At 72.0% G+C, this 25722-nt stretch carries 24 protein-coding genes; 13 read left to right on the top strand and 11 right to left on the bottom strand.

Annotation, left to right across the window (positions count from 1 at the left end; translation table 11 throughout):
- Positions 1-2: 2 nt before the first annotated feature.
- From JAO84_RS10565 to JAO84_RS10540, 6 genes are all read right to left on the bottom strand, one after another.
- A complete protein-coding gene (locus JAO84_RS10565; RefSeq protein ID WP_370412512.1) occupies positions 3-983 on the bottom strand; it encodes an alpha/beta hydrolase in 981 nt (326 codons plus the stop codon).
- A gap of 171 nt (positions 984-1154) precedes the next feature.
- Complete coding sequence (locus JAO84_RS10560; RefSeq protein WP_370412510.1) at positions 1155-1835, bottom strand: response regulator; 681 nt, start codon at positions 1833-1835, stop codon at positions 1155-1157.
- Positions 1832-3280, bottom strand: a complete 1449-nt coding sequence (locus JAO84_RS10555) for a sensor histidine kinase (RefSeq protein ID WP_370416711.1) — start codon at positions 3278-3280, stop codon at positions 1832-1834. Before JAO84_RS10555 ends, JAO84_RS10560 begins: the two co-directional genes overlap by 4 nt.
- A gap of 204 nt (positions 3281-3484) precedes the next feature.
- Positions 3485-4351, bottom strand: coding sequence for a DUF4429 domain-containing protein (locus tag JAO84_RS10550; RefSeq protein ID WP_370412508.1), 867 nt, complete (start codon positions 4349-4351; stop codon positions 3485-3487).
- A 76-nt stretch (positions 4352-4427) separates the two neighbouring features.
- Positions 4428-5639, bottom strand: a complete 1212-nt coding sequence (locus JAO84_RS10545) for an alpha/beta hydrolase (RefSeq protein ID WP_370412506.1) — start codon at positions 5637-5639, stop codon at positions 4428-4430.
- Positions 5640-5859: 220 nt separating this feature from the next.
- A complete protein-coding gene (locus JAO84_RS10540) occupies positions 5860-6492 on the bottom strand; it encodes a TetR family transcriptional regulator (protein WP_370412504.1) in 633 nt (210 codons plus the stop codon).
- Between the two features lie 133 nt (positions 6493-6625).
- Here JAO84_RS10540 and JAO84_RS10535 point away from each other — a divergent pair, with 133 nt between their 5' ends.
- A complete protein-coding gene (locus JAO84_RS10535; protein WP_370416710.1) occupies positions 6626-8233 on the top strand; it encodes an MFS transporter in 1608 nt (535 codons plus the stop codon).
- A 118-nt stretch (positions 8234-8351) separates the two neighbouring features.
- Entirely contained in the window at positions 8352-8759 is a 408-nt protein-coding gene (locus JAO84_RS10530; protein ID WP_370412502.1) for a peptidase inhibitor family I36 protein, read from the top strand.
- Here the strand turns inward: JAO84_RS10530 and JAO84_RS10525 are convergent.
- Entirely contained in the window at positions 8740-9543 is an 804-nt protein-coding gene (locus JAO84_RS10525; RefSeq protein WP_370412500.1) for a potassium channel family protein, read from the bottom strand. The two genes, JAO84_RS10530 and JAO84_RS10525, sit on opposite strands and share 20 nt — an antisense overlap.
- Before the next feature lie 101 nt (positions 9544-9644).
- Complete coding sequence (gene aceE, locus JAO84_RS10520; protein ID WP_370412498.1) at positions 9645-12377, bottom strand: pyruvate dehydrogenase (acetyl-transferring), homodimeric type; 2733 nt, start codon at positions 12375-12377, stop codon at positions 9645-9647.
- 426 nt (positions 12378-12803) lie between these two features.
- Between aceE and JAO84_RS10515 the strand changes: the two genes are divergently transcribed.
- From JAO84_RS10515 to JAO84_RS10490, 6 genes are all read left to right on the top strand, one after another.
- Entirely contained in the window at positions 12804-13226 is a 423-nt protein-coding gene (locus tag JAO84_RS10515; protein WP_265862089.1) for a DUF3052 domain-containing protein, read from the top strand.
- Between the two features lie 139 nt (positions 13227-13365).
- On the top strand, positions 13366-13824 hold the full coding sequence (locus JAO84_RS10510; RefSeq protein ID WP_370412496.1) for a peroxiredoxin: 459 nt from the start codon (positions 13366-13368) through the stop codon (positions 13822-13824).
- A 149-nt stretch (positions 13825-13973) separates the two neighbouring features.
- Positions 13974-14549 carry a TerD family protein gene (locus tag JAO84_RS10505; protein ID WP_265862087.1) on the top strand — a complete coding sequence of 192 codons (576 nt, stop codon included), beginning with the start codon at positions 13974-13976 and terminating at the stop codon, positions 14547-14549.
- Between the two features lie 91 nt (positions 14550-14640).
- Positions 14641-15216: a TerD family protein gene (locus JAO84_RS10500; RefSeq protein ID WP_265862086.1), complete on the top strand. Its 576-nt coding sequence runs from the start codon at positions 14641-14643 to the stop codon at positions 15214-15216.
- Positions 15217-15255: 39 nt separating this feature from the next.
- The gene (locus tag JAO84_RS10495) at positions 15256-16404 is read left to right on the top strand and encodes a DUF475 domain-containing protein (RefSeq protein WP_370412493.1); all 1149 of its coding nucleotides are present in this window, start codon (positions 15256-15258) and stop codon (positions 16402-16404) included.
- A gap of 169 nt (positions 16405-16573) precedes the next feature.
- Positions 16574-17311 carry a Tellurium resistance gene (locus JAO84_RS10490; RefSeq protein ID WP_265862083.1) on the top strand — a complete coding sequence of 246 codons (738 nt, stop codon included), beginning with the start codon at positions 16574-16576 and terminating at the stop codon, positions 17309-17311.
- A gap of 19 nt (positions 17312-17330) precedes the next feature.
- Here JAO84_RS10490 and JAO84_RS10485 read toward each other — a convergent pair whose 3' ends face one another.
- Positions 17331-18221 carry a TerD family protein gene (locus JAO84_RS10485; RefSeq protein ID WP_370412491.1) on the bottom strand — a complete coding sequence of 297 codons (891 nt, stop codon included), beginning with the start codon at positions 18219-18221 and terminating at the stop codon, positions 17331-17333.
- Between the two features lie 153 nt (positions 18222-18374).
- Between JAO84_RS10485 and JAO84_RS10480 the strand changes: the two genes are divergently transcribed.
- Genes JAO84_RS10480 through JAO84_RS10470 form a run of 3 tightly spaced genes read left to right on the top strand, consistent with a single transcriptional unit; the run spans position 18375 to position 23004 of the window.
- Positions 18375-19559 (top strand): HpcH/HpaI aldolase/citrate lyase family protein, encoded by a 1185-nt coding sequence (locus JAO84_RS10480; RefSeq protein ID WP_370412489.1) that lies wholly within the window; start codon positions 18375-18377, stop codon positions 19557-19559.
- A 41-nt stretch (positions 19560-19600) separates the two neighbouring features.
- A complete protein-coding gene (locus JAO84_RS10475) occupies positions 19601-22078 on the top strand; it encodes a phosphoribosyltransferase (RefSeq protein ID WP_370412487.1) in 2478 nt (825 codons plus the stop codon).
- A complete protein-coding gene (locus JAO84_RS10470; RefSeq protein ID WP_370412485.1) occupies positions 22075-23004 on the top strand; it encodes an HAD family hydrolase in 930 nt (309 codons plus the stop codon). Before JAO84_RS10475 ends, JAO84_RS10470 begins: the two co-directional genes overlap by 4 nt.
- Here JAO84_RS10470 and JAO84_RS10465 read toward each other — a convergent pair.
- Positions 22949-23596: a DedA family protein gene (locus tag JAO84_RS10465; protein ID WP_370412483.1), complete on the bottom strand. Its 648-nt coding sequence runs from the start codon at positions 23594-23596 to the stop codon at positions 22949-22951. The two genes, JAO84_RS10470 and JAO84_RS10465, sit on opposite strands and share 56 nt — an antisense overlap.
- Before the next feature lie 109 nt (positions 23597-23705).
- Here JAO84_RS10465 and JAO84_RS10460 point away from each other — a divergent pair, with 109 nt between their 5' ends.
- Positions 23706-24851, top strand: a complete 1146-nt coding sequence (locus JAO84_RS10460) for a sensor histidine kinase (protein ID WP_370412481.1) — start codon at positions 23706-23708, stop codon at positions 24849-24851.
- Positions 24842-25495 (top strand): response regulator, encoded by a 654-nt coding sequence (locus JAO84_RS10455; RefSeq protein ID WP_370412479.1) that lies wholly within the window; start codon positions 24842-24844, stop codon positions 25493-25495. The genes JAO84_RS10460 and JAO84_RS10455 overlap by 10 nt, the downstream gene beginning before the upstream one ends.
- Here the strand turns inward: JAO84_RS10455 and JAO84_RS10450 are convergent.
- The gene (locus JAO84_RS10450; protein ID WP_370412477.1) at positions 25492-25704 is read right to left on the bottom strand and encodes a zinc ribbon domain-containing protein; all 213 of its coding nucleotides are present in this window, start codon (positions 25702-25704) and stop codon (positions 25492-25494) included. The two genes, JAO84_RS10455 and JAO84_RS10450, sit on opposite strands and share 4 nt — an antisense overlap.
- Between the last annotated feature and the right edge of the window lie 18 nt (positions 25705-25722).

Raw genomic sequence — 25722 nt, 5'->3', positions numbered from 1 at the left:
CTTCATCGGACGTCACCCCGGGCGATCGCGGCGAAGGTACGGAGGGAGGCGGTGCCGGGCGCGAAGTAGCCGTCATGGCCGTCGGCGTCACCCGCGGGCACGATCCGGGCGCCGAAGCCGGGGTCGGTCGGGTCGGTGCCGTGCCCGAGGCCCGCGAACGAGACGTTCGGCACCCGGTCGATCCAGTCCGTCGGATCCTTCGCGGCCCACACCCGGGCGCCGGTGTTCAGGGCGGCCACGTCGTCGGCGCGCATCCCGGGGGAGGCGACCGCGACCAGGTCCTTGGCCTTGATCTCGTGGGCGGCGAGCCCGCACACCACCGAGCCGTAGCTGTGGCAGAACAGCGCGGGCTCGGCCGCGTTGACCGTGCGCAGCCCGGCCAGGAAACCGGTGAGCCGGGCCGCGCCGGCCTCGGCCAGCTCCCCGGAGGCGGCGTCCAGGCCGACCCCTACGGGAGTGGTGTAGCCGGCCCAGGCGACGACGGCGGTCCGCGCACCCGCCGCCCCGCGCAGCGCCGTCGCCTTGCGCACCAGACCGTCGAGATGCCCGGCGTCGGTGTCCGACCCCGGTACGACCACGGCCACGTGCGCGGCCCGCGCCAGGTCCCCGTACACGAGCACGGCCTGCCCGCGCCCCCTCGGGTCGTACGCGAGGACCTGCTGCCCGGCCCAACGCCCACCCGACACCAGGGCGTTGGCCTGGTAGCGCAGGGCGAGCGGGGCGCCGTCCAGGTTCCCGACCACGCCCGGGTGGGACCGTACGAGCTCCTGCTGCCGCTCCCGGCCCAACCCCAGGAAGAAGTCCGCGACCTGAACGGGCGTCATGCCCTGCGGGTCGGGAAGGCCGGCGGCCCGCCAGGCCCCGGTGCCGGCCGGCGCGCCGGTGACGGGCTGCTGGCTGTTCCCGGACGCCCAGCCGGCGGTCCCGGCCACCACCGTCACGGTGAGCGCGGCGGCGACCAGGGTCCTCGTGAAGCGGCGCATGCGACGGCCCTTCCTCTCGCTTGTCGTTGGCGAGAGGAAGGTAGGAACGGAGTGGGTGACCGGACGTCACACCGGGGCGCCAACCCCGAACTGATACCGGGGTAGGGGCGGGACGAGGGGCCGGCCCGAGACCGGGGGTGGGGGAAACCCCCGGGGGCGGGCCGTAGTTCGCTAGGGCGCGCCGGGTGTGACCAGGCCCGACTCGTACGCGAAGATCACCGCCTGCGCCCGGTCGCGCAGGTCCAGCTTGGCGAGCACCCGCCCGATGTGGGTCTTCACCGTCTGCTCCGCCAGGACCAGATGGTCGGCGATCTCCTGGTTCGACAGGCCCCGGGCGATGAGCTCAAGGACCTCCGTCTCGCGCGGGGTGAGGCCGTTGAGCCGCAGCGCCGCCCGGTCGGCGCGCGGCGCGGGCCGGCTCGCGGCGAAGTCGGCGATCAGGCGCTTGGTCACGGACGGCGCGAGCAGCGCGTCGCCGGCCGCGACCACCCGTACCGCAGCGATCAGATCGGCCGGCGGCGCGTCCTTCAGGAGGAAGCCGGAGGCGCCGGCGCGCAGCGCCTCGTACACGTAGTCGTCCACGTCGAAGGTGGTGAGCATCAGCACCTTCGGCCGGTGCACCACCCCCGCGGGCGGGTCGAGGATCTCGCGGGCCGCCGCGAGCCCGTCCATCTCCGGCATCCGCACGTCCATCAGGACCACGTCCGGATGCGTCGAGCGGGCCACCTCCACGCCCTGCCGCCCGTCCGGCGCCTCGCCGACCACGTCGATGTCGCTCTGCGCCGCGAGCAGGGCGGCGAACCCCGCCCGCACCATGGCCTGGTCGTCGACGATGATCACGCGGATGGTCACGGAGCGCCCTTCGAGTCGGTGGTGCCGGTGGTATTGGTGGTGCTGGCGGTGTCGGTCGAATCGGCGGAGCCGGTGGCGGTGCCGGTCGAGCCGGTGAGCGGGGTTCCGGCCGGGGGTCGCCCGGCCGTCGGCTGCTCGGTCAGCGGCAGCCGGGCGGCGACCCGGAAGCCCCCGTCCGGCAGCGGCCCGGTGTCGAGCGAGCCGCCGGTCAACCGTACGCGCTCCCGCATCCCGACGAGCCCGTGACCGGTGCCCGTGCCGCGCTCGACCGGCGAAGCCGGCTCCGCGGCCGGGCCGTTGACGACGAGCACGGTCAGCCAGTCGCCCGCGTCGTCGGCGCGCACCGACACCCGGGTGGGCGCGCCCGGCGCGTGCCGCACCACGTTGGCGAGGGCCTCCTGCACGATGCGGTACGCGGAGAGGTCGACCGCCTGCGGCACCTCGCCCAGCTCCGCGGCGAGCGCCAGTTCGGCCGGCACCCCGGCCCGTACCGTCGCCTCCACCAACTGCTGCAACCGGTCGAGCCCGGGCTGCGGCGCCCGCTCGCCCTCCGTGCCCTCGCTGCGCAGCACCGCGAGCAGCCGCCGCATCTCGGCCAGCGACTCGCGCGCCCCGCCCGCGATCGACGCGAACTCCTCGACGGCCGCGTCCGGCAGGCCCGGGATGCGGTACGGCGCGGAGTCCGCCTGCACGGTGATCACCGACATGTGGTGGGCGACCACGTCGTGCAGCTCACGGGCGATCCGGGCGCGCTCCTCCAGGAGGGTCCGGCGGGCCCGTTCGGCCTCGCTGATGGTCTCCTGCTCGACGAGCCGGCGCTCCGCCTCGCCGCGCCCGCGCAGGGCCGAGGTGAGCAGCAGCACGATCCCGCTGAGCACGAAGAGCAGCACGACGACGCCGTCGCCCGGCTGGTTCGGGGCGACCGCCTCGAAGACGGCGCCGGCGACACCGGTCATCAGCCACACGCCGAGCAGCGCGCGCCGGGACTCGCGCAGACCGAGGGCGAGCATCAGGAAGAGGTAGCCGATCACCACCATGGGCGTCCACGGCCAGGGCAGTTCGCGGTAGTTGTCGGCGATCAGCACGACGAAGCCGCCCACCACGTCCGCCGTGAAGATCACCCACCAGGCCTGCAGCGGCCGGGACACGGCGAGCAGCAGCGGCGTGGCCTGCGCGGTGGCGAGCGCCCCCGCGATGGGCCCGTTGACGTGGTAGTCGTTCACGAGCACGACGATCGTGACGGGCAGCAGGGCCGCGACGAGGGCGAGCGCGATCGCGTACGGCGCCCATCGCGCCCAGGGCGAGGCGGCGCGCGCGAGCAGCGCCTCGCCGGGGCCGGTGGGCGTCGTCAGGGCGGTCCCGAGGCTCATGAGCAGCCTGCGGGCCCGGACCCCGGCTTCGGACCCGGTCCCGCCTTCGTTCCCGGCTCCGGTCGGTCGTGGCATGCGCGGCAGTCGCCGCTTCTCTTCGTCCTTCATGGCCCGCCCAGGGTAGGCAGCGGGCCCGGGCCGGTACGTCATACCGGGGTGCGGGGCGCGGGGTCATACCGGGGTACGAGGACGGGGCCGGCGGGCCGTCGACCTGGTCCTTCAGGAGGCTGCCCGCGACCACAGCTCCCCGACCACAGCTCCCCGACCACAGCTCCCCGACTACAGCTCCGCGAGCAGCTCCGCCTTCTTCGCGGAGAACTCCTCGTCCGTCACAAGCCCGGCCTGATGCAGCTCACCGAGGTGGCGGATCCTTTCTGCGACCCCGGCCGGATCCCGTGGCCGCGCCGCGACCGCCGGCACCCGTTCCCGCTCGGACGCGCCGCGGATCGCGGCCAGGACGGACGCGGCGAAGGGCAGGGACTCGTACACCGGCCCGTAACCGAGACCGAAGACGACGGAGGCCGGGTCGTGGTCGGGCTGCACGGGGCGGCTGTCGTGGCCGTCCCGGCGCACCAGGCGCAGATAGCCGTCCATGATCTCCGGCGAGCGCCACTCGACCCCGCTCAGCTCCCGTACCCGGAAGGTCTGGTCGCCGGCCTTCCACTTCTCCGAGGACGCCCCGGTCCAGAACCAGCGGAAGCCGATCTCGCCCTTCCCGTCGAAGCTCGCCTTCCCGTCGTACGCCTTGAAGGACTGCGGCCCCTCGGGCGCCGCCACCAGGAAGCCGTCCGCCGGACCCAGGTCCCGGTACGGCGCGATCGCGGCGCGCAGCTCGTCGCGGTAGTACTCGGCGAGGGTCTCCCGCTCGGCGGGCAGGACGAGGCGGTACGGATCGCTGCCGTCCTTCAGCTGCCCGGCCGCCGCCTCCATCAGCGGATCGGCGCCGGGCCGCGGCTGCGCGTGCAGCACGACGGTGCCCCGCTTGCCCGGGGCGAGCGTCACCGAAGCCAGCGCCTCGTGCGGAACGCGCCGCTCGCGCAGCGCGTTGAGGAGCTTCGGCGTGCGGATCCCCCGTTCGAAGCGGATGACGACTGCGTCGTTCTCGAACTCCCAGGTGGCATGAATTCCGGCCAGCACATCACCCATACGCCTCATCGTATGCGGCGTATGCCCCGACGTCGCCCCTTCGCAACCACCGTAAATCCGCCGTGATCTACGCGCGTCAGGCGGGTGTCCCGCCGAAGATTCCGTCGAGACAAGCGCTGTCGGCGCTCGCGCAGGTCAGCGCGCCGTACGCGCCGACGCCCAGCGCGGCGAAGTTCGCCAGGCTGCTCGTACCCGGCTCGAAATAGCCGGTGTGCCCGGCCGCACCGGCCGCCGAGAGCAGCCGCGCGCCGAACTCCGGGGCCACCGGATCGGTGCCGTGCCCGACCCCGCCGAGCTCCAGGTGGGGCACGTCCGCGATCCAGTCGTCGGCGTCCCGCATGGCCCAGACCCGGGCCCGGGTGCGCAGGTCCTCGGCCCGCTCGGCCCGCATGCCGGGGCTGCCGGCCACCACCACGTCGGTGACCCGGGCGGGCAGCCGGTCCGCGGCCACCCCGCACAGCACGGAGCCGTAACTGTGGCAGAAGAGGGTGACGCGCGAGTCGCCCGGCAGCGCCGTCGTCAGGTCGACGAGCCGCACCGCGCCGTTCGCGGCGAGCCGGCCGATCGCGGCCTCGACGCCCACGCCCACCGGGGCGGTGTAGTCGGCCCAGGCGATGACGGCGGTACGCGCGCGTGGATCGGCCCGGCGCTCGGCGGCGTACAGGGATTCGGCCATGCCGGCGGGCGCGGAGTAGCGGCGGGCGGTCTTCTGGAAGGTCAGCAGATTGGTGTCGACGCCCGGCACGATCACCGACACCCGGCGGGCCCGCGTCAGGTCGCCGAGCACCTCGGCGGTCCGCCCCGTACCCGTCGGGTCGAAGGCGAGGATCTGCCGGCCGGGCCGCATCAGACTGGTGAAGCGGTGCACCCGGCGCAGCGCCTCGTGCCGCCCGTCGGCGGTGAGCCGCGGGTCGTCGACCCTGCCCCGCTCGGCGTCGAGCGCCCGGGCCAGCGAGACCCGGTTGGCGCGGTAGCGCAGGGTGACGGGCGCGCCGTTGAGGTTGCCCACGACGAGCGGGTGGGTGTCGGCGAGCGCGGCGCCCCGGGCGGGCCCGACGGCGGCGAAGAACGCGGCGATCGTTCGGGCCGGGGACGCCGGGTCCGGCAGCGCGCGGCCGCCGATCCGGCCGTGCGTCCACGCGGCGAGCGCCTCCTCCCGGGTCGGTCCTGGCGTGCGCTGATGCCGGATCGTGGTCCACCCGGTCGTCGCGAGGAGCACGAACACCACGGCGAGCGCGAGCAGCATCCGCCAGACGGTGAGGGTGGGGGAGGAGTCGAAGGAAGACATTGGCCGCCACCCTAGGGGGCGCCGGAGGGCGCCCGTGCCGCGAGTGACGCGGATCACGGCGGGAGAGGGGTGTGCGGTGACGGTACGTGCGCGGAGGCGTACGCGACGCACGGGTAGGGGCGTGCGGTGCGGGGGGTGTGGGGCTGGGGCGTACGGCGTACGTAGGAGAGGGGCGTACGGGCGGGGCGCGGGTGGCTGGCGGGCTCAGGCGCGTGTGGGCTCAGGCGCGCCAGCGCGGGGCGAGGGCGGCGCCGAGCTGGTCGAGGTAGCGCTCGGTCAGGGCGCGGATCGACTCCAGGGTCTCCTCCTCGCCGCGTCCCCAGAGGCGGCCGGTGACCCGCATGACCCCGCCGAAGGCGGCGGTGGCGATCCGGGGCCGCGGGTCCTCGTCCACGTCCAGGCCCTCGCGCTCGGCGATCAGCCGGGCGATCCGCTCCTCGATCTCGGCGGAACGGCGCAGATGGGCGGCGAACAGCGCGGGCGTGGACTCGATGAGGTGGTAGGCGCGGATGTAGAGCTCGACCGGGACGACCTCCTCGATCGCCTCGCCGATGGCGTCCCAGGCGCCCAGGACCGCGTTGCGCATCGCGTCGAAGGGGCCCTCCTCGGGCGGGCGTTCGCCGAGCGCGCGGACGTAACGCTCCTCCACCATCTGCTGGACGGCGAGGGCCGCGTCCTCCTTGGTGGCGAAGTAGCGGAAGAAGGTGCGCTGGGAGACCTCGACGGCTTCGGCGATCTCGTCGACGGTGGTCCGCTCGTACCCCTGGGTGGTGAAGAGCTCCAGGGCGGCCCGGATCAGCGCGTCGCGGGTGCGCTGCTTCTTGCGCTCGCGCAGGCCGGGCGCGGTGGTCACGTGTCGATCCTCTTTCCGCCACTTCTTCCGGGCCAGGCTACCTGTGAGGTACGTGACAGTTACCGTCGTGTGAATCGCTTTGTCAATTGTCAGTGACTGTCATTAGCCTGCCCGCATGACTAGTCAGATCACCATGGAAAAGACCCCGCAGGGTCAGGGGGGTGGCGGCCGGACCCCGGACGGGGCCCCGGTGAAGGGACTGCGCGGTCACCCATGGCTGACGCTGTTCAGCGTCGCGGCCGGCGTGATGATGGTCGCGCTCGACGGCACGATCGTCGCCATCGCCAACCCGGCCATCAAGGAGGACCTGAACGCCAGCCTGGCGCAGGTCCAGTGGATCACCAACGGCTATCTGCTCGCGCTCGCCGTCGCGCTGATCACCGCCGGCAAGCTCGGTGACCGCTTCGGGCACCGGCAGACCTTCGTCATCGGCATCGCGGGCTTCGCCGCCGCCTCCGGCGCGATCGGCCTGTCGGGCTCGATCGGGCTCGTGATCGCCTTCCGTGTGCTCCAGGGCCTCTTCGGCGCGCTGCTCATGCCGGCCGCGCTCGGTCTGCTGCGCGCCACCTTCCCGGCCGAGAAGCTCAACATGGCCATCGGCATCTGGGGCATGGTCATCGGAGCCTCGACGGCCGGCGGCCCGATCCTCGGCGGTGTGCTCGTCGAGCAGGCCGACTGGCAGTACGTCTTCTTCATCAACGTGCCGGTCGGCGTCCTCGCCCTCGTCCTCGGCCTGCTGATCCTCAAGGACCACCGCGCCGAGAACGCGCCGCGCTCCTTCGACCTCCCCGGCATCGTGCTGCTCTCCGCCGCGATGGGCGCCCTGATCTGGGGCATCATCAAGGCCGGCGAGTCCTGGGGCTGGAGCGACGTCAAGACCTGGGGCTGCCTGCTCGGCGCCGTGCTGCTCTTCGTGGTCTTCGCGGTCTGGGAGACCAAGGTCCGCGAGCCGCTGATCCCGCTGAAGATGTTCCGCTCCGTGCCGCTGTCGGCCGGTGTGGTCCTCATGGTCCTGATGGCCTTCGCCTTCATGGGCGGCCTGTTCTTCGTGACCTTCTACCTCCAGGGCGTGCAGGGGCTCAAGCCGGTCGACAGCGGTGTGGCCCTGCTGCCGCTGACCGGCATGATGATCGTCTCCTCGCCGCTGGCCGGCCTGCTGATCACCAGGTTCGGTCCGCGGGTCCCGCTGGTCGGCGGCATGGTCTGCACCGCGGTGGCGATGTTCGGCATGCTCACCCTCGACGCCGGTACGGGGAAGCTCGCGATGTCCCTGTGGTTCGCGCTGCTCGGCCTGGGCCTGGCCCCGGTCATGGTCGGCGCCACCGAGGTGATCGTCGGCAACGCGCCGCTGGAGCTCTCCGGCGTGGCCGGCGGTCTGCAGCAGGCCGCGATGCAGGTCGGCGGCGCGCTCGGTACGGCGGTGCTGGGCGCCGTCATGTCCTCCAAGGTGTCGAGCTCGTTCGGCGAGAACTGGACCGCCGCCCATCTGCCCGGGCCCGCCGATCCGCGCCTGGAGCAGGCCGCCGAGTTCGGCATGGTGCCGCCGGAGCTGGCCAAGGCGCCGGGCATGACGCCCGAGGCCGTCCAGACCATCGGCAAGGTCATCCATGACACCTTCCTGGACGGCATGGGCCTTGCCTTCACCGTCGCCGGTGTCGTCGCCGTCGTCGCGGCCCTCGTCGCCACCCTCACCAAGCGCGGTGAGAACGCGGAGGCGGGCGCGGGAGCGGCCCACATCTAGGGGTTCCCGTAGGGGGCCGTCACCCGTTCGCGTGAACGGGGGCGGCCCCTCTTCCATGTCCGCGGACCCTCCGCCATGCTCTTGATTACAGAGAGTTACGAAACGGGGGTTCACCTGCATGTATACGAAGACGTTGCTCGTCGCCGGAGTCCTGCTCACCGCCCTGCTCGCGATCCCGGCCCAGGCGGCCGCACCGAGCGGCACCGGCACCGGCACCGGCACCGGTACCCGTGCCGGCACCGCGCTCGGCGCCTGCGGGCCCGGCCAGCTGTGCCTGTGGCCCAAGGCCGACTTCAAGGGCAGGGCCCAGGCGCACGAGCTGACCGCGGTCGACATCGAGAGCTGCACCGCCCTGCCGGCCGGGACCAGTGCCCAGTCCCTGGCGAACAGGACCGGGCGGCCGGTCACGACGTACCAGTCCGCGGAGTGCGCGGAGACCGGGGAGTTCGAGACCTATCCGGGGAAGGGGGTGTGGGTGCCCCAGTCGCCCTACCAGGTGCGGGCCTTCAAGATCTGGGAGCGGTAGGCAGCGGAACGTCAGGAGCGTCCAGGTCTGGGGCCGATTTCAGGTCCGGGGCCGGGTCCGCCGGCTGCGGGGGCGAGAGGCGCGCGACCTCGGCCCGCAGCGCCCGCACCTCGGAGGTCAGCGCCTCCAGGAGCTCGGTCTGCCGGCGGTCGGCCTCGTCGTCCCGGTCGAAGCGGGAGATGAACCAGGCGGCGATGTTCGCGGTGACCACACCGAGCAGGGCGATCCCGGACAGCATCAGGCCCACCGCGAGCACCCGGCCCAGGCCCGTGGTCGGGGCGTGGTCGCCGTAGCCGACCGTGGTCATCGTGGTGAAGGACCACCAGACCGCGTCGCCCAGGGTCTTGATGTTGCCGTTCGGGGCGTTCCGCTCCACGTGCAGCACGGCCAGCGAGCCGAACATCATCAGTCCGACCACGGCGCCCGCCACATAGGTGGTGAGCGTTATCTGCGGGGCCATCCGGGCCCGCCGGCCCACCAGGAGGAGCGTGGAGACCACCCTGAGCAGCCGCAGCGGCTGCACCATCGGCAGTATCACCGCGAGCAGATCGAGCAGATGCCCGCGCACGAAGGCCCACCGGTCCGGGGCGAGCGCCAGCCGCACCAGATAGTCCAGGGCGAACGCGCCCCACACCGCCCACTCCACATGGGAGCACCACTGGTGCACCCAGGCGTCGGCGTCCGGGGCGACGATCGGGACGGCGTAGGCGATCCCGAACGCCACCGCGAGCACCAGCAGCGGCGTTTGGGTGTGGCGTTCCCAGCGTTCCTTCATGCCGGGCATCGTAGGCAGGCCCGCACCCCCTCAGGGGCACGGGCCACCCTCCGACCAGCCACGACGCACCCGCGCGCGCGGGTACGACCACCGCTCGGACTGCTGCCCGGCTACGCGTCGCCGCCCGCGGTGCCGGGGTCGGCCGACGCGACGTCGAGGAGCCGGTAGCGGTCCACGGCCTGCTTCAGGGCCGAGCGGTCCACCTTGCCGTCCCGGGCCAGCTCGGTCAGCACCGCGAGCACGATCGACTGGGCGTCGATGTGGAAGAAGCGGCGGGCCGCGCCGCGGGTGTCCGCGAAGCCGAAGCCGTCCGCGCCGAGCGAGGTGTAGCGGCCCGGCACCCACCGGGAGATCTGGTCCGGCACCGAGCGCATCCAGTCGGAGACCGCCACGAACGGGCCCTGGGCGTTCTGCAGCTTGCGCGTCACCCACGGCACGCGCTGCTCCTCGTCCGGGTGGAGCATGTTGTGCTCCTCGACGGCCACGGCCTCGCGGCGCAGCTCGTTCCAGGACGTGGCGGACCAGACGTCGGCGCGGACGTTCCAGTCCTCGGCGAGGATCCGCTGCGCCTCCAGGGCCCACGGCACGCCCACGCCGGAGGCCATGATCTGCGCCGGGACCGCGCCGGACTCGCCGCGCTTGTAGAGGTGGATGCCCTTGAGGATGCCCTCGACGTCCACGTCCTCCGGCTCGGCCGGGTGCTGGATCGGCTCGTTGTAGACCGTCAGGTAGTAGAAGACGTCCTCGGACTCGGGGCCGTACATCCGGCGCAGACCGTCCTTGACGATGTGCGCGATCTCGAAGCCGAAGGCCGGGTCGTAGGCGACACAGCCCGGATTCGTGGAGGCGAGGAGGTGGGAGTGGCCGTCGGCGTGCTGGAGGCCCTCGCCGGTCAGCGTGGTGCGGCCGGCGGTGGCGCCGAGCACGAACCCGCGGGCCAGCTGGTCGGCCATCTGCCAGAACTGGTCGCCGGTGCGCTGGAAACCGAACATCGAGTAGAAGACGTACACCGGGATGAGCGGTTCGCCGTGCGTGGCGTAGGCCGAGCCGGCGGCGATCAGCGAGGCGGTGCAGCCCGCCTCGGAGATGCCGTCGTGCAGCATCTGGCCGGTCGGCGACTCCTTGTAGGCGAGCAGCAGTTCGCGGTCCACCGCCTCGTACTGCTGGCCGAGCGGGTTGTAGATCTTGGCGCTCGGGAAGAAGGAGTCCATGCCGAAGGTGCGGTACTCGTCCGGCGCGATCAGCACGAAGCGGCGGCCGATCTCCTTGTCCCGCATCAGGTCCTTCAGCAGCCGTACGAAGGCCATCGTGGTGGCGATCTGCTGCTGCCCGGAGCCCTTCTTCACCGCCGCGTAGGCCTTGTCGTCCGGCAGGACGAGCGGCTTGGCGCGGACCACACGGGTGGGCACGTACCCGCCGAGCGCCTTGCGGCGGTCGTGCATGTACTGGATCTCCTCGGAGTTCCGGCCCGGGTGGTAGTAGGGCGGCAGGCCCTCCTCCAGCTGCTTGTCCGTGATCGGGATGTGCAGCCGGTCGCGGAACCGCTTCAGGTCGTCGACCGTCAGCTTCTTCATCTGGTGGGTGGCGTTGCGGCCCTCGAAGTTGGGGCCCAGCGTCCAGCCCTTGACGGTCTTGGCGAGGATCACCGTCGGCTGGCCCTTGTGGGCCTTGGCCGCGGAGAAGGCCGCGAAGATCTTCTTGTGGTCGTGACCGCCGCGGCCCAGGTGCAGGATCTGGTCGTCGGACATGCCCTCGACCATGGCCCGCAGCCGCTGGTCGTCGCCGAAGAAGTGCTCGCGGATGTAGGCGCCGGTCTCCGTCGCGTACGTCTGGAACTGCCCGTCCGGCGTCGTGTTCATCCTGTTGACCAGGATGCCGTCCCGGTCCTGCGCGAGCAGCGGGTCCCAGGAGCGGTCCCAGATCAGCTTGATGACGTTCCAGCCGGCGCCGCGGAAGACCGACTCCAGCTCCTGGATGACCTTGCCGTTGCCGCGCACCGGGCCGTCGAGGCGCTGCAGGTTGCAGTTGACGACGAAGGTCAGGTTGTCGAGGTTCTCCCGGGCCGCCAGGGTCAGCTGGCCCAGCGACTCCGGCTCGTCCATCTCGCCGTCGCCGAGGAAGGCCCACACGTGCGACGCGGAGGTGTCGGCGATGCCGCGCGCCTCCATGTAACGGTTCATCCGGGCCTGGTAGATCGCGCCGAGCGGGCCGAGGCCCATCGACACGGTCGGGAACTCCCAGAAGTCCGGCATCAGCCGCGGGTGCGGATAGGACGACAGACCGTTCGGGAACTTCGACTTCTCCTGGCGGAAGGCGTCGAGCTGGGTCTCGTTCAGCCGGTCCAGGAGATAGGCGCGGGCGTAGATGCCGGGGGAGGCATGCCCCTGGAAGAAGATCTGGTCGCCGCCGTCGCCCTCGTCCTTGCCGCGGAAGAAGTGGTTGAAGCCCACGTCGTAGAGGGAGGCGGAGGACGCGAAGGTCGCGATGTGGCCCCCGACGCCGATCCCCGGGCGCTGGGCGCGCGAGACCATCACGGCCGCGTTCCACCGGGTGGCGTTGAGGACCTTGCGCTCGATCTCCTCGTTGCCCGGGAAGAAGGGCTCGTCCCGGGTGGCGATGGTGTTCACGTAGTCCGTGCTGCGCATCTCCGGCACGGCGACCCGCTTCTCGCGGGCCCGCTCGATCAGCCGCAGCATGAGGTAGCGGGCCCGCTCCCGGCCCCGCTCGTCGACGGCGGCGTCCAGGGAGTCCAGCCATTCCCGGGTCTCTTCGGGGTCGAAATCCGGGACCTGGCTGGGAAGGCCGCCAATGATGATCGGGTTGCGATCGGATGCGGAAGCCACGCTGTTCCTTCGCTGGTCGGTGGAGCCCAGGGGGACCGAAGACCCCGCAGAGGCCAGGATGCTCATCGTGTACCCCGCCGAAGGCAAACGTCATCTTTACCGAGCGGTAATCCTCGTGGGGTACCAAGGACGTTCCAGTCCGGTCAAATCGCAACCTTACGCCCATCCCGCGCATGCGTTCCGGCAATACGTTCGGCAGACTGAAGCCGCAGAGACCCACATTGCGGGACGAAGCGTGCAGGACTCGTCACGGAGCGCGACGGGTGTTCGCCGGAAGTTGCGGCGAGACGGCCCCAAACGTCACCGTTTCGGCGGTCTCATCGGCCGGGTACTTGCGCGATCCGCCCCGGCACGTGTGGACTACGGCCAGCGCCGCGCGCCCGCGCGTGGTGAGGCATTTTCCGATACATGAGCAGGAGGCAAGCCGTGAGCGCGACCGCGGACCACGCGGAGGAGCGGACCAACCCGGCAGCGAGGCTGGGGTTCGAGCCCGGACAGGTGGTCCAGGAGATCGGCTACGACGACGACGTCGACTTCGATCTCCGTGAAGGCATCGAGTCCCTTATCGGCCAGGAACTCGTGGACGAGGACTACGACGACGTCGCCGACGCCGTGCTGCTGTGGTTCCGCGACGAGGACGGTGACCTGACCGACGCCCTGGTGGACGCCATCGGCTTCCTTGAGGACGGCGGCCAGATCTGGCTGCTGACCCCGAAGACGGGCCGCGACGGCTACATCGAGCCGAGCGACATCAACGATGCCGCGCAGACCGCTGGTCTCACACAGAGCAAGAGCATCAGCGTCGCCAAGGACTGGGTCGGCACCCGACTCGGCACCCCGAAGCGCTGATCACCCCCGAACACTGCGCGGAGCCCCCGCCGGAGCACCTCCGGCGGGGGCTCCGCGCGTCCTCGTACCCGGCGGCCATAAGGTGGGTTTCACCGTTTCGGCCCAAAAGCTGGGCCGCCGGCGAAGGGATGCGTACGGGATGGCGATCGAGATCGGCGCACAGGCCCCCGACTTCGAGCTGAAGGACAACCACGGCCGCACCGTGCGGCTCTCCGACTTCCGCGGCGAGAAGCGCGTGGTGCTGTTCTTCTACCCCTTCGCCTTCACCGGCGTGTGCACCGGCGAGCTGCGCGCCCTGCGCGAGCGGGCCGGCGAGTTCGTCAACGACGACACCCAGCTGCTCGCCGTCTCCGCCGACTCCATGCACACCCTGCGCGTCTTCGGCGAGCAGGAGGAGCTGGAGTTCCCGCTGCTCTCCGACTTCTGGCCGCACGGCGAGGTCTCCCGCGCGTACGGCGTCTTCGACGAGGACAAGGGCTGCGCGGTGCGCGGCACCTTCGTCATCGACAGGGCCGGCACCGTCCGCTGGTCCGTCGTCAACGCCCTCCCGGACGCCCGCGACGCCGACGCGTACGCCAAGGCCCTCGCCGCCCTCTGACGGACCCCGTAGACCCCCGGACGGCCCTGCCGGACCAACACTCGGGCGAAACGTCTGTTTCGACGGGGAACCCGTCACTAGGATCCACACGTTGATCGGATGACAACGCACGACTGGGGGCGCTGCCCCTGAAACCAATGGAGGGACTCGTGGGAGTCAGCCTCAGCAAGGGCGGCAACGTCTCGCTGACCAAGGAGGCCCCGGGCCTGACCGCCGTCACGGTCGGTCTGGGCTGGGACGTCCGCACCACCACCGGTACGGACTTCGACCTCGACGCCAGCGCCATCCTGGTGAACGAGGCGGGCAAGGTCCGCAACGACCAGGACTTCGTCTTCTTCAACAACCTGAAGAGCGCGGACGGCTCCGTCGAGCACACCGGCGACAACCTGACCGGTGAGGGCGAGGGCGACGACGAGCAGGTCAAGGTCAACCTGGCCGGCGTCCCGGCGGATGTCGCCAAGATCGTCTTCCCGGTGTCGATCTACGACGCCGAAAACCGCCAGCAGTCCTTCGGCCAGGTGCGCAACGCGTTCATCCGCGTCGTGAACCAGGCCGGCGGCGCCGAGATCGCGCGCTACGACCTGTCGGAGGACGCCTCGACCGAGACCGCCATGGTCTTCGGCGAGCTGTACCGCAACGGTGCCGAGTGGAAGTTCCGCGCCGTCGGCCAGGGCTACGCCTCCGGCCTGCGCGGCATCGCGCAGGACTTCGGCGTCAACGTCTGAGCCGCGCACCCGACATCGTCCGGCGCCGCACACTTCGTGCGGCGCCGGACGTGCCTGTAGAGAAACACCTGACAGGGGAGGAACCATCGTCATGGGCGTCACGCTCGCCAAGGGAGGCAATGTCTCCCTCTCCAAGGCCGCACCCAACCTCACCCAGGTGCTCGTGGGTCTCGGCTGGGACGCGCGCTCCACCACCGGAGCCCCCTTCGACCTCGACGCCAGCGCCCTGCTGTGCCAGTCGGGGCGGGTGCTCGGCGACGAGTACTTCGTGTTCTACAACAACCTCAAGAGCCCCGAGGGCTCCGTCGAGCACACCGGTGACAACCTGACCGGCGAGGGCGAGGGCGACGACGAGTCCCTGATCGTCGACCTCACCAAGGTGCCGGTCCAGTGCGACAAGATCATCTTCCCGGTCTCCATCCATGAGGCGGACAATCGCGGCCAGACCTTCGGCCAGGTCAGCAATGCCTTCATCCGTGTGGTGAACCAGGCCGACGGGCAGGAACTCGCCCGGTACGACCTTTCCGAGGATGCCTCCGGCGAGACCGCGATGATCTTCGGCGAGCTGTACCGCTACAACGGCGAATGGAAGTTCCGGGCGGTGGGGCAGGGGTACGCGTCCGGCCTGCGGGGCATCGCTCTAGACTTCGGGGTCAACGTTTCGTAAAGCCGCGAGTATCGCGTAAATATCACGATGGGGTAGACAGTGATTCTGAAAACCTTCGGCTGGTCGTTCGCGATCACCGCCCTCGGCCTGGTGGCCGGGGTGCTCTACGGGGGGTGGGAGGCTTTCGGGGTCGTCGCCATCCTCTGCATCCTCGAGATCTCGCTCTCGTTCGACAACGCGGTGGTCAACGCCGGAATCCTGAAGAAGATGAATGCCTTCTGGCAGAAGATCTTCCTCACGGTCGGTGTGCTCATCGCCGTCTTCGGCATGCGCCTGGTCTTCCCCGTCGTGATCGTCGCGATCAGTGCCAAGATCGGCCCCATCGAGGCCGTCGACCTCGCGCTCAACGACGCCGACCGCTACCAGGAACTGGTCACCGACGCGCACCCGTCGATCGCCGCCTTCGGTGGCATGTTCCTGCTGATGATCTTCCTCGACTTCATCTTCGAGGACCGTGACATCCAGTGGCTGCGCTGGATCGAGCGCCCGCTCGCCAAGCTCGGCAAGGTCGACATGCTGTCGGTCTGCATCGCCCTCGTCGTCCTGCTCATCACCTCGATGACCTTCGCGACCCAGGCCCACCAGCACGGCGGCGCCCACGTCGACAAGGCGCAGACGGTGCTGATCTCCGGCATCGCCGGCCTCATCACGTACCTCGTCGTCGGCGGTCTCTCCGGCTACTTCGAGAACAAGCTGGAGGAGGAAGAGGAGCGCGAGCACGAGGCCGAGGAAGAGGCGAAGCGTTCCGGCAAGAAGGTCTCGGTGGTCCAGCTCGCCGGCAAGGCCGCCTTCTTCATGTTCCTCTACCTTGAGGTCCTCGACGCCTCCTTCTCCTTCGACGGCGTCATCGGCGCCTTCGCCATCACCAACGACATCGTCCTGATGGCCCTGGGCCTCGGCGTCGGCGCCATGTACGTGCGGTCCCTGACCGTCTACCTGGTCCGCCAGGGCACCCTCGACGACTACGTCTACCTGGAGCACGGCGCGCACTACGCGATCGGCGCCCTGGCCGTGGTCCTCATGGTCACCATCCAGTACGAGATCCCCGAGATCGTCACCGGCGGCATCGGCGTGGCGCTCATCGCCTGGTCCTTCTGGTCCTCCGTGCGCCGCAACAGGGCGCTCGCGGCGGCCGAGGGCGACGCGGACTCCTCGAACGACAAGACCGAGGTGCCGTCCGGGGTCTGACACCCCTGACCGTTCCAGGGTGTGACACCCCGGACGATTCGGGGTGTGACACCCCCGAGAATGAGGAACGCTTCAAGCGGGGCGGCCGGGAGCACCCGGCCGCCCCGTCGGCGTGTGTGCGCACGGGCCGGGGTGGACCGTAGGGGACCGACTGTGGGGGTGGGGAGCCGTGGGCTTCTTCGACAATCTCTTTCCCGGCCGGGGGGAGCCGTTCGACGCGGGCGGATCCGCCGCCGGCTCCATCGACCTGACCCGCCGCCGCCCCAGCGTCTCCCTCACCCAGCAGGGCGCCGCCACCGGCAACCTCCGGGTCAACCTCTCCTGGCGGATGCGCACCTCCGACATCGAGGGCCGCCCGCGCAGCTCCAGCAGTCTGCTGCGGCACCCGCTGCGGCTCTTCAAGCCCGAGGAGGTGCAGGCGCACACCCAGGGCATGGTCAACGTCGACCTCGACCTCGGCTGCCTCTACGAGCTGGCCGACGGCAGCAAGGGCGTGGTCCAGCCGCTCGGCGGCTTCTTCGGCGCGCTGAACGAGCCGCCGTACGTGAAGCTCAGCGGCGACGACCGGTTCGGTGCCCCGTCCGGCGAGACGATCTTCGTCAACCTCGACCACCGCGACGCGATCAAGCGCCTGCTGTTCTTCGTCTACATCTACGACCAGACCCCGGCCTTCGACCGCACCCACGCCAAGGCCACGCTCTACCCGAGCAACGGCCCACGCATCGAGATCGAACTCGACGAGCACGCCCCGCAGGCCCGCTCCTGCGCGATCTTCAGCCTGGAGAACACCAAGGGCGACCTGGTCGTCCGGCGCGAGGTGCGCTTCGTCTACGGATTCCAGGCCGAGCTCGACCGGCTGTACGGCTGGGGCCTGCAGTGGGGCCGCGGCTACAAGTCCAAGACCTGAGCCACTGGGCGGTGCCGGGTCAGCGGCCGGTGAACTGCGGGCCCATCGGCGGCATCCGGAACTCGGGCGCCGCGTGCGGATAGCCGTACGCCGGGGCCGGCAGCGGGGCGCCGACCGGCTGCGGATAGCCGTACGCCGGGGCCGGGGCCGGTGCCGTCGCCGGGGGAGTGGCCGGCTGCGGCGGTACGCCCGGGGGCGCCGTGGGCGGCGGCGGAGCCGTCACACCGGACCCGGTGCCGACCGGCGGGTGCACCATCGTCGCGTCCGGATCGTGCGCCGGGTCGTTCGCGGGGGCGGTGGCCTCCGCGGCCTCCGGGGCCTCGGCGGCCGGACCGACCTCCGCCCCTTCCGCCCCTTCGTCGACCGAGACGCCGAAGTCCGTCGCGAGCCCGACCAGACCGGTCGGATAGCCCTGCCCGACCGCCCGGAACTTCCAGCCCTCGCCGCGCCGGTACAGTTCGCCGCAGATGATCGCGGTCTCCTCGCCGGTCTCCGCCGACACGTCGAACACCGCGAGCGGCTCGCCGCCCGCCGCGCCCGGCGCCGCGTCGTACAGCAGGATCCGCAGATCGGTCACGGCCCGGAACGAGCCGCCGTCCGAGGAGGCCGCGACCACCACCTGGTCGACCGAGGCCTCCAGGGCCCCCAGATCGGCCTCCACGGTGTCCGTCAGGCCCTCCGGACCGCGCTTCTTGGCCAGCCGGCGGACAAGCCCCGAAGGGTGCCGCGGCTGGTTGTAGAAGACGAAGTCCTCGTCCGAACGCACACGCCCGTCCGCGCCGAGCAGCAGGGCCGAGGCGTCCACGTCGGGCACCCCCGGTCCCGGTGTCCAGCGGAGCACGGCCCGTACGGCCGCGGTGTCGAGAGGGACGTTGGAGCCCTTCAGCATCGCGTGCGTCATGCCGGACATCTTCCCTGGCCGCCCGCCTCCAGGACAACGTGGGGGGCCGGAAGCGGACGAGTTACCTGAACTTCACTCCCGCAGGGAACTATGGACACCCTTGCCTACGTACTATTACCGGCCACATGTCGTCCGGGCCGTCCATGCAGTCGGGGGAGAAAAATGCGTCATTTCGGGCACATCCCGGCCGCAACGCGGTCCGGATTGTTCCACCAGGAGCCCGCCGCCTTCACGGCGGACTCACCCGCGCCCACGCTCGCCACCGCGCTCGGCGCCACCCTCTACAGCCCGGCCACCCGACCCCGGCTCGCCGCCGACATCCGCAAGCAGGCCACCCGCGGCGTCGTCTCCATGGTCCTCTGCCTGGAGGATTCGATCAACGACGCCGAGGTCGAGACCGGCGAGGCGAACCTGGTCCACCAGTTCGCCGAGCTCGCAGCCGGCACCGGCGGGGACCCCGACGGCGCCGCCGACCTGCCCCTGCTCTTCATCCGGGTCCGCGAGCCCAGGCAGATCACCGACCTCGTCGACCGGCTCGGTGAGACGGTCCGGCTGCTGTCCGGATTCGTACTGCCCAAGTTCACCGAGAGTCGCGGCCGCGGCTTCCTCGAAGCACTCGCCGTCGCCGAGCGCGCCTGCGGCCGCCGGCTCTTCGCCATGCCCGTCCTGGAGTCCCCCGAACTGCTCCACCTGGAGACCCGGGCCGAGACCCTGGCCGGCATCGCCGCCCTCACCGGCAAGTACCGCGAGCGGATCCTCGCGCTCCGCCTCGGCGTCACCGACTTCTGCTCCCACTACGGGCTGCGCCGCACGCCCGACATGACCGCCTACGACGTCCAGATCGTCGCCGCCGTCATCGGCGACGTCGTCAACGTCCTCGGCCGCTCCGACGGCACCGGCTTCACCATCACCGGCCCCGTCTGGGAGTACTTCCGCCAGGGCGAGCGCATGTTCAAGCCACAATTGCGCCGCAGCCCCTTCCTGGAGGGCCGAGCCGAGGACCTGCGCACCGCGCTCATCGAGCACGACCTCGACGGACTGCTGCGCGAGATCGAACTCGACCGCGCCAACGGACTGCTCGGCAAGACCTGCATCCACCCCACCCATGTGGTGCCGGTGCACGCGCTCTCCGTGGTCAGCCACGAGGAGTTCAGCGACGCCCAGGACATCCTGCGGCCGGAACGCGGCGGTGGCGGGGTGCTCCGCTCCGCGTACACGAACAAGATGAACGAGGTGAAGCCCCACCGCGCGTGGGCCGAGCGGATCCTGCGGCGCGCCGAGGTCTTCGGCGTGGCCCGCGAGGACGTCGGCTTCGTGGAGCTGCTCACCGCGGGACTGGCCGGCTGACCGCCGGCCGGACCGACAGCTGACGAAGGGACGACAACGACGTGGTGTGGACCGGAACGTGGGTAGCGGAGCGACTGGGCGTCGAACTGCTCGGCGACGAGAAGCTGCCCGACCTGCTGGGCCTGGCCCTGCGCCGCAACCCCAAGCGGGCCCATCTGCTCGTCTCCAACGTGCTCGGCAAGCACGTGCCGCAGCGCCCGGGCGTCGTCCACGGCTCGGGGTACGAGCTGGGCGTACGGGTACGGGAGCTGCTCGGCGACGCGGAGACCGCCCGTTCCGTCGTCCTTGGCTACGCGGAGACGGCCACCGGCCTCGGCCACTCCGTCGCCGACGGCCTGGGCTCCGCGCCCTATCTGCACTCCACCCGGCGCCCCGTCGAGGGGGCCGCCACCGCCGGCGGCTTCGAGGAGTCCCACTCCCACGCCACCTCCCACCTGCTGCTCCCCGAGGACCCGGCGCTGCTGGCCGCCCCCGGCCCGCTCGTCCTCGTCGACGACGAGTTCTCCACCGGCAACACGGTCCTCAACACCATCCGCGACCTGCACGAGCGCTACCCGCGCGAGCGGTACGTGATCGTCGCCCTGGTCGACATGCGCTCGGCCGCCGACCTGGGCCGCCTGGAGGCCTTCGGCCGCGAGATCGGCGCCCGGACCGACCTGGTGGCCGGCGCGACCGGCACCGTACGACTCCCCGACGGGGTCCTCGCCAAGGGCCAGGCGCTGGTCGCGGCCCAGGAGACGGCGGCCGTGAGCGGTTCCGCCTTCGCGTCCGTGTCCGTCCCGCGGCAGCCCAGGGGGCCCCGTACGGGATCCGTGCCCGCCGCTGTACCCGTACGGGTCGGGCTCGGCTGGCCCGCGGGCGTACCGGACGGCGGCCGGCACGGCTTCACCCCCGCCCACGCGGTGGCCCTGAACGACGCCCTGCCCGCGATGGCCGAGCGCCTGACCGAGGCCCTCGGCGGCGCGCGGCGCGTCCTCGTCCTCGGCTTCGAGGAGCTGATGTACGCGCCGCTGCGGCTCGCCCTCGCCCTGGAGCGGGCCGGGACCGACGTCCGCTACTCCACCACCACCCGCTCGCCCGTCCTCGCCGTCGACGACCCCGGCTACGCGATAAGGACCCGGCTGGTCTTCCCCGCGCACGACGAGCCCGCCGACGGCCCCGGCGAGCGGTACGCCTACAACGTCGCGGGCGGCGGCTTCGACGCGGTCGTCGCCGTCGTCGACTCCGTCGCCGACACCCCGGAACTGCACGCGCCTGACGGACTCCTCGCCCAGCTCGCCGCGCACATCCCGCACGTCGTGCTGGCCGTCGTCCCCTCGTACGTACCCCAGGCCTCGTACGTCTCCCAGGCCCCCGAAGCTCCCGAAAGGAGCTCCATGCTGCCCGAGCCCCTCCGCGGCCCCGCCTTCTCCTCGTACGCGCCGGAAGAGGTCGGCTGGCTGCTCCAGGACCTCTCGGACGTCGAGCTCGAGGCCCCGACCGAGGAGCGCGAGGAGGCCATCCAGAGCGGCGGCGCGCACTACGCGGAGTCGCTGCCCGTCGAGTACCAGCCGACCGAGCGCTACCAGGAGCTGTACGCCTCCGCCCTCGACGCCTCCGCCGCCCGCATCGCCCGCGCGGTCGGCACCGTCACCGAGACCGTGCTCGCGGAGCGCGGCCCGCGCCCGGTCCTGGTCTCCCTCGCCCGGGCCGGCACCCCCGTCGGCGCGCTGATGCGCCGCTGGGCGCAGCACCGGCACGGCCTGGAGCTGCCGCACTACGCGGTGTCCATCGTCCGCGGCCGCGGCATCGACGCCAACGCGCTGCGCTGGCTCGCCGAGCACCACGACCCGGCCGACGTCGTGTTCGTCGACGGCTGGACCGGCAAGGGCGCCATCACCCGCGAACTCAGCGACGCCCTCGATGAGTTCGACGGCTTCGTGCCGGAGATCGCGGTGCTCGCCGACCCCGGCTCCTGCGTCCGCACCTACGGCACCCGCGAGGACTTCCTCATCCCCTCCGCCTGCCTCAACTCCACCGTCTCCGGCCTGATATCGCGCACCGTGCTGCGCGCCGACCTGGTCGGCCCGCACGACTTCCACGGCGCCAAGTTCTACCGCGAACTGGCCGGCGCCGATGTGTCCACCGCCTTCCTCGACGCCGTCGCCGCCCGTTTCGACGAGGTCGCCGACGCCGTCGACACCGAGGTCAAGGAGCTCCTCGCCGCCGACCGCACCCCCACCTGGGAGGGCTGGGCGGCCGTGGAGCGGATCAGCGAGGAGTACGGCATCCACGACGTGAACCTGGTCAAGCCCGGCGTCGGCGAGACCACCCGGGTCCTGCTGCGCCGCGTGCCCTGGAAGATCCTGGCCAAGCGCGGCGCGGGCGCCGACCTCGCGCACGTACGGCTGCTCGCCGAACAGCGCGGGGTCCCGGTCGAGGAGGTCGACGAACTGCCGTACAGCTGCGTGGGGTTGATCCACCCCCGGTTCACCCGCGGGGCGACAGGCGCCGACGGCAAGGCGGTGGTGTCCCAGTGACCGGCACCCCTCTGCCGAACCCCACGGCCACCTCCCCTGCCACGTCCACGGTCCTCGTCGCCAGCGACCTCGACCGCACCCTCATCTACTCCAGCGGCGCCCTCGCCCTCGGCATGCCCGACCCGCAGGCCCCGCGCCTGCTGTGCGTCGAGGTGCACGAGGCCAAGCCGCTCTCGTACGTCACCGAGCGCGCCGCCGCCGAACTGCGCGCGCTCGCCGCCGAGACGGTCTTCGTGCCGACCACCACCCGCACCCGCAAGCAGTACCAGCGGATCCGGCTGCTCGGCGACGCCCCGGCACCGAAGTACGCGATCTGCGCCAACGGCGGGCACCTGCTCGTCGACGGCGTCTCCGACCCCGACTGGCACGCCGGCGTGCTGCGCCGGGTCGCCGAGGCCTGCGCGCCGCTCTCCGAGGTCCGCGCCTACCTCACCGCCACCACCGACCTGTCCTGGGTGCGCAAGCACCGCGTCGCCGAAGACCTGTTCGCCTACCTCGTCGTCGAACGCGAACGCCTCCCGCAGGACTGGCTCGACCGCTTCACCGCGTGGGCGGACGACCGCGGCTGGACCGTCTCCCTGCAGGGCCGCAAGGTGTACGCGGTGCCCCGGCCGCTCACCAAGAGCGCCGCCATGCGCGAGGTCGCCCGCCGCACCGCCGCCACCCTCACCCTCGCCGCCGGCGACTCCCTCCTCGACGCCGACCTGCTGCTCGCCGCCGACCGCTCCTGGCGCCCCGGCCACGGCGAACTCGCCGACACCGACTGGGGCGCGCCGCACGTCACGGCGCTGCCCGAGCGGGGCGTCACGGCGGGCGAGCGGATCATCCGCGCCTTCCGCGCCGCGGCGCGGGAGCATGCCAATCCCTGGTTCAACGGTGCGCCCGCGCCCGGGTCCGCGCCCGCCGTGCTCCCGGACCCGGCCTGAGCGCCCGCCGCCGCAGCCGGACGGCGACGAAGAGCACCACGGCCGCGGCGGCCACGCCGAGCACCGCCTTCGAGTAGACCGACACATAGCCGGTGACCTGCTCCCAGTTCTCGCCGAGGGCATAACCGGCGAGAACGAAGGCGGTGTTCCACAGCGCGCTGCCCAGCGCGGTGAGCGCCAGGAACACCGGCAGCCGCATCCGCTCCACCCCGGCCGGCACCGAGACCAGACTGCGGAAGATCGGCACCATCCGCCCGAACAGCACCGCCTTGGTGCCGTGCCGCGCGAACCACGCCTCCGTCCGCTCGATGTCCGCGACCTTGACGAGCGGCAGCCGGGCGGCGACCGCGATCACCCGCGCCCGCCCGAACAGCGCCCCCGCCCCGTACAGCGCGAGCGCGCCGACCACCGAACCCGCCGTGGTCCACAGCAGCGCGGCGAGCAGCCCCATCCGTCCCGTCGAGGCGGCGAACCCGGCCAGCGGCAGGATCACCTCGCTGGGGATGGGCGGGAAGAGGTTCTCCAGGGCGACGGCGAGGCCCGCGCCGGGCGCGCCGAGGGTGTCCATGAGGCTGTTGATCCAGGTGTCCATGGTGTCGACCCTAGAAATCCGCAGGTCGCGGGGGACTGGTGCGGGCCGCACGGATCGATGCGGTTTTCCGCAGGGTGCGGACGGCGTCCGCCCGCTAGCGTGACCGATCATGAGGCCGATCACGAAGAACTCCGGCCGCGCGGCCCGCACGGTGACCGCCCTCGCCCTGGGCGCCGTTCTCACGCTCCTGGAAGTGGTGGCCGCGCTGCTCCTGCTGCCGCTCCTGGTGTGGCCGGGCGGCCGGCGGACCGCCGCGCGGGCGGCCGAGCGGATCGTCCGGGCCGGGCGGTGGCGCCTGGACCGGCTGCTCGGCGTCCGCGTCCCGCCGTACGGACAGCCGCGCACCCTGCCGTACCTCGTGGCGCGCTGGCCGCTCGACCTGCTCGGCATCGCCGTCCTCGCCAGCGCGGTCACCGGCCTGGCGTATCTGCTCTTCGCGCTCGGCGGCTGGCTGTTCGTCGACCTGCGGGAGCCGTTCATGGTCGCGGTCGGCGGGCTCGGCGGCCTGCTCATGCTCTTCCTTTCGGTCCAGGGGCTCAATCAAGTGGCCCGCACGCACGTCGAGTTGGTGCTGCGCATGCGCGGTCCGCGCCGGACCGACGTGCTGGAGGCGCGGATCGTCCAACTCGCCGCGAGCCGCGCCGAGATCATGGACGTCGTCCACGAGGAACGCCGCCGCATCGAGCGCGATCTGCACGACGGCGTACAGCAGCGGCTCGTCGCCCTCGGCCTGCTCCTCGGCCGGGCCCGCCGCGGCCGCGACCCCGAGCGGGCCGCCGAACTCCTGCTCCAGGCGCACGAGGAGGCCCGGCTCGCGCTCGACGAACTCCGCGAGGTGGCCTGGCGCGTGCACCCGGCGATCCTCGACCAGGCCGGCCTGCGTCCCGCCCTCGAAGCGGTCGCCGAACGCAGCCCGCTGCCGGTGCGGCTGGCCTACGCCGTGCCGCGGGAGCTGCCCAGGGCGGTCGAGACGGCCGCGTACTTCGTGGTGTCGGAGGCGGTGACGAACGTGGTCAAGCACGCGGGGCCGGGCAGCAGCGTGGACGTACAAGTGGGCTGGGAGGACGGGGTGTTGGGCATACGGGTACGGGACGACGGGCCCGGTGGCGCCGCACCCGGCGGCGGTAGCGATAGCGGCGGCGGCAGCGGCCTGGCCGGACTCGCGGGCCGGGTGGCGGCGCTCGACGGGCGGTTCACGGTGGACAGCCCGGCGGGCGGACCGACGGTGATCGGGGCGGAGCTGCCGTGCGCGTGATGCTCGCCGAGGACTCCACCCTGCTGCGCGAAGGGCTCGTACGGCTGCTCGCGGAGGAGGGCCACGAGGTGCGGGCGGCGGTCGGCACCGGCGTCGAACTCCTCGCCGCCGTCGCCGCCGACCCGCCGGAGGTCGTGGTCGCGGACGTACGCATGCCGCCGACCCACACCGACGAGGGGCTGCGCGCGGCCCTGGAGATCCGCGGCCGGTGGCCGGCGGTGGGCGTGCTCGTGCTCTCCCAGTACGTGGAGAAGCGGTACGCGACCGAGCTCCTGGTGGACGGGGCCGGGCCGGGCGGCGTCGGCTATCTGCTCAAGGACCGGGTGGCGCAGGTCGACGAGTTCCTGGAGGCCCTGGAACGGGTCGGCGAGGGCCGCACCGCCTTCGACCCGGAGGTCGTCCGCCGCCTCCTGGTCCGCTCCACCCACACCGACCCGCTGGCCCGGCTGACCCCGCGCGAGGGCGAGGTCCTGGCGGCGATGGCCCAGGGCCACACGAACGCGGCGGTCGCGGCGCGGCTGCACGTGTCGCAGAGCGCGGTGGAGAAACACATCAACGCGATCTTCGACAAGCTGGAGCTGACGGGCCGGAGCGAGGGCTACAGCAAGAGGGTCCTGGCGGTGCTGAGGTACCTGGACAGTTAGCCGCAGCACCTTCCGCCGCAGCACCCGCCACCGCCGCCGGAGGGCTTGGCCTGGGCGGCGGCGGTGCCACCGACCGCGACGGCCGAGAGCAGCTTCACGGTGTCGTCGTGCCCGGCGGGGCAGGCGGCGGGGGCGGCGGACTCGGCCATCGGACGGCTGAGCTCGAAGGTGTCTCCGCAGGTGCGGCAGCGGTACTCGTAACGAGGCATGGCCACAGGTTACGGCGT

This window comes from Streptomyces fradiae (genome assembly GCF_041270065.1).
Taxonomy (GTDB): domain Bacteria; phylum Actinomycetota; class Actinomycetes; order Streptomycetales; family Streptomycetaceae; genus Streptomyces.
This window is presented reverse-complemented; position numbering and strand designations above follow the sequence as displayed.

Bases quoted from the DNA above. Each gene is read 5' to 3' on its own strand.
- JAO84_RS10565 (WP_370412512.1), bottom strand. From the start codon at position 983: ATGCGCCGCTTCACGAGGACCCTGGTCGCCGCCGCGCTCACCGTGACG.
- JAO84_RS10555 (WP_370416711.1), bottom strand. From the start codon at position 3,280: ATGCCACGACCGACCGGAGCCGGGAACGAAGGCGGGACCGGGTCCGAA.
- JAO84_RS10550 (WP_370412508.1), bottom strand. From the start codon at position 4,351: ATGGGTGATGTGCTGGCCGGAATTCATGCCACCTGGGAGTTCGAGAAC.
- JAO84_RS10545 (WP_370412506.1), bottom strand. From the start codon at position 5,639: ATGTCTTCCTTCGACTCCTCCCCCACCCTCACCGTCTGGCGGATGCTG.
- JAO84_RS10535 (WP_370416710.1), top strand. From the start codon at position 6,626: ATGGAAAAGACCCCGCAGGGTCAGGGGGGTGGCGGCCGGACCCCGGAC.
- JAO84_RS10530 (WP_370412502.1), top strand. From the start codon at position 8,352: ATGTATACGAAGACGTTGCTCGTCGCCGGAGTCCTGCTCACCGCCCTG.
- JAO84_RS10525 (WP_370412500.1), bottom strand. From the start codon at position 9,543: ATGCCCGGCATGAAGGAACGCTGGGAACGCCACACCCAAACGCCGCTG.
- JAO84_RS10510 (WP_370412496.1), top strand. From the start codon at position 13,366: ATGGCGATCGAGATCGGCGCACAGGCCCCCGACTTCGAGCTGAAGGAC.
- JAO84_RS10500 (WP_265862086.1), top strand. From the start codon at position 14,641: ATGGGCGTCACGCTCGCCAAGGGAGGCAATGTCTCCCTCTCCAAGGCC.
- JAO84_RS10485 (WP_370412491.1), bottom strand. From the start codon at position 18,221: ATGTCCGGCATGACGCACGCGATGCTGAAGGGCTCCAACGTCCCTCTC.
- JAO84_RS10480 (WP_370412489.1), top strand. From the start codon at position 18,375: ATGCGTCATTTCGGGCACATCCCGGCCGCAACGCGGTCCGGATTGTTC.
- JAO84_RS10465 (WP_370412483.1), bottom strand. From the start codon at position 23,596: ATGGACACCTGGATCAACAGCCTCATGGACACCCTCGGCGCGCCCGGC.
- JAO84_RS10460 (WP_370412481.1), top strand. From the start codon at position 23,706: ATGAGGCCGATCACGAAGAACTCCGGCCGCGCGGCCCGCACGGTGACC.
- JAO84_RS10450 (WP_370412477.1), bottom strand. From the start codon at position 25,704: ATGCCTCGTTACGAGTACCGCTGCCGCACCTGCGGAGACACCTTCGAG.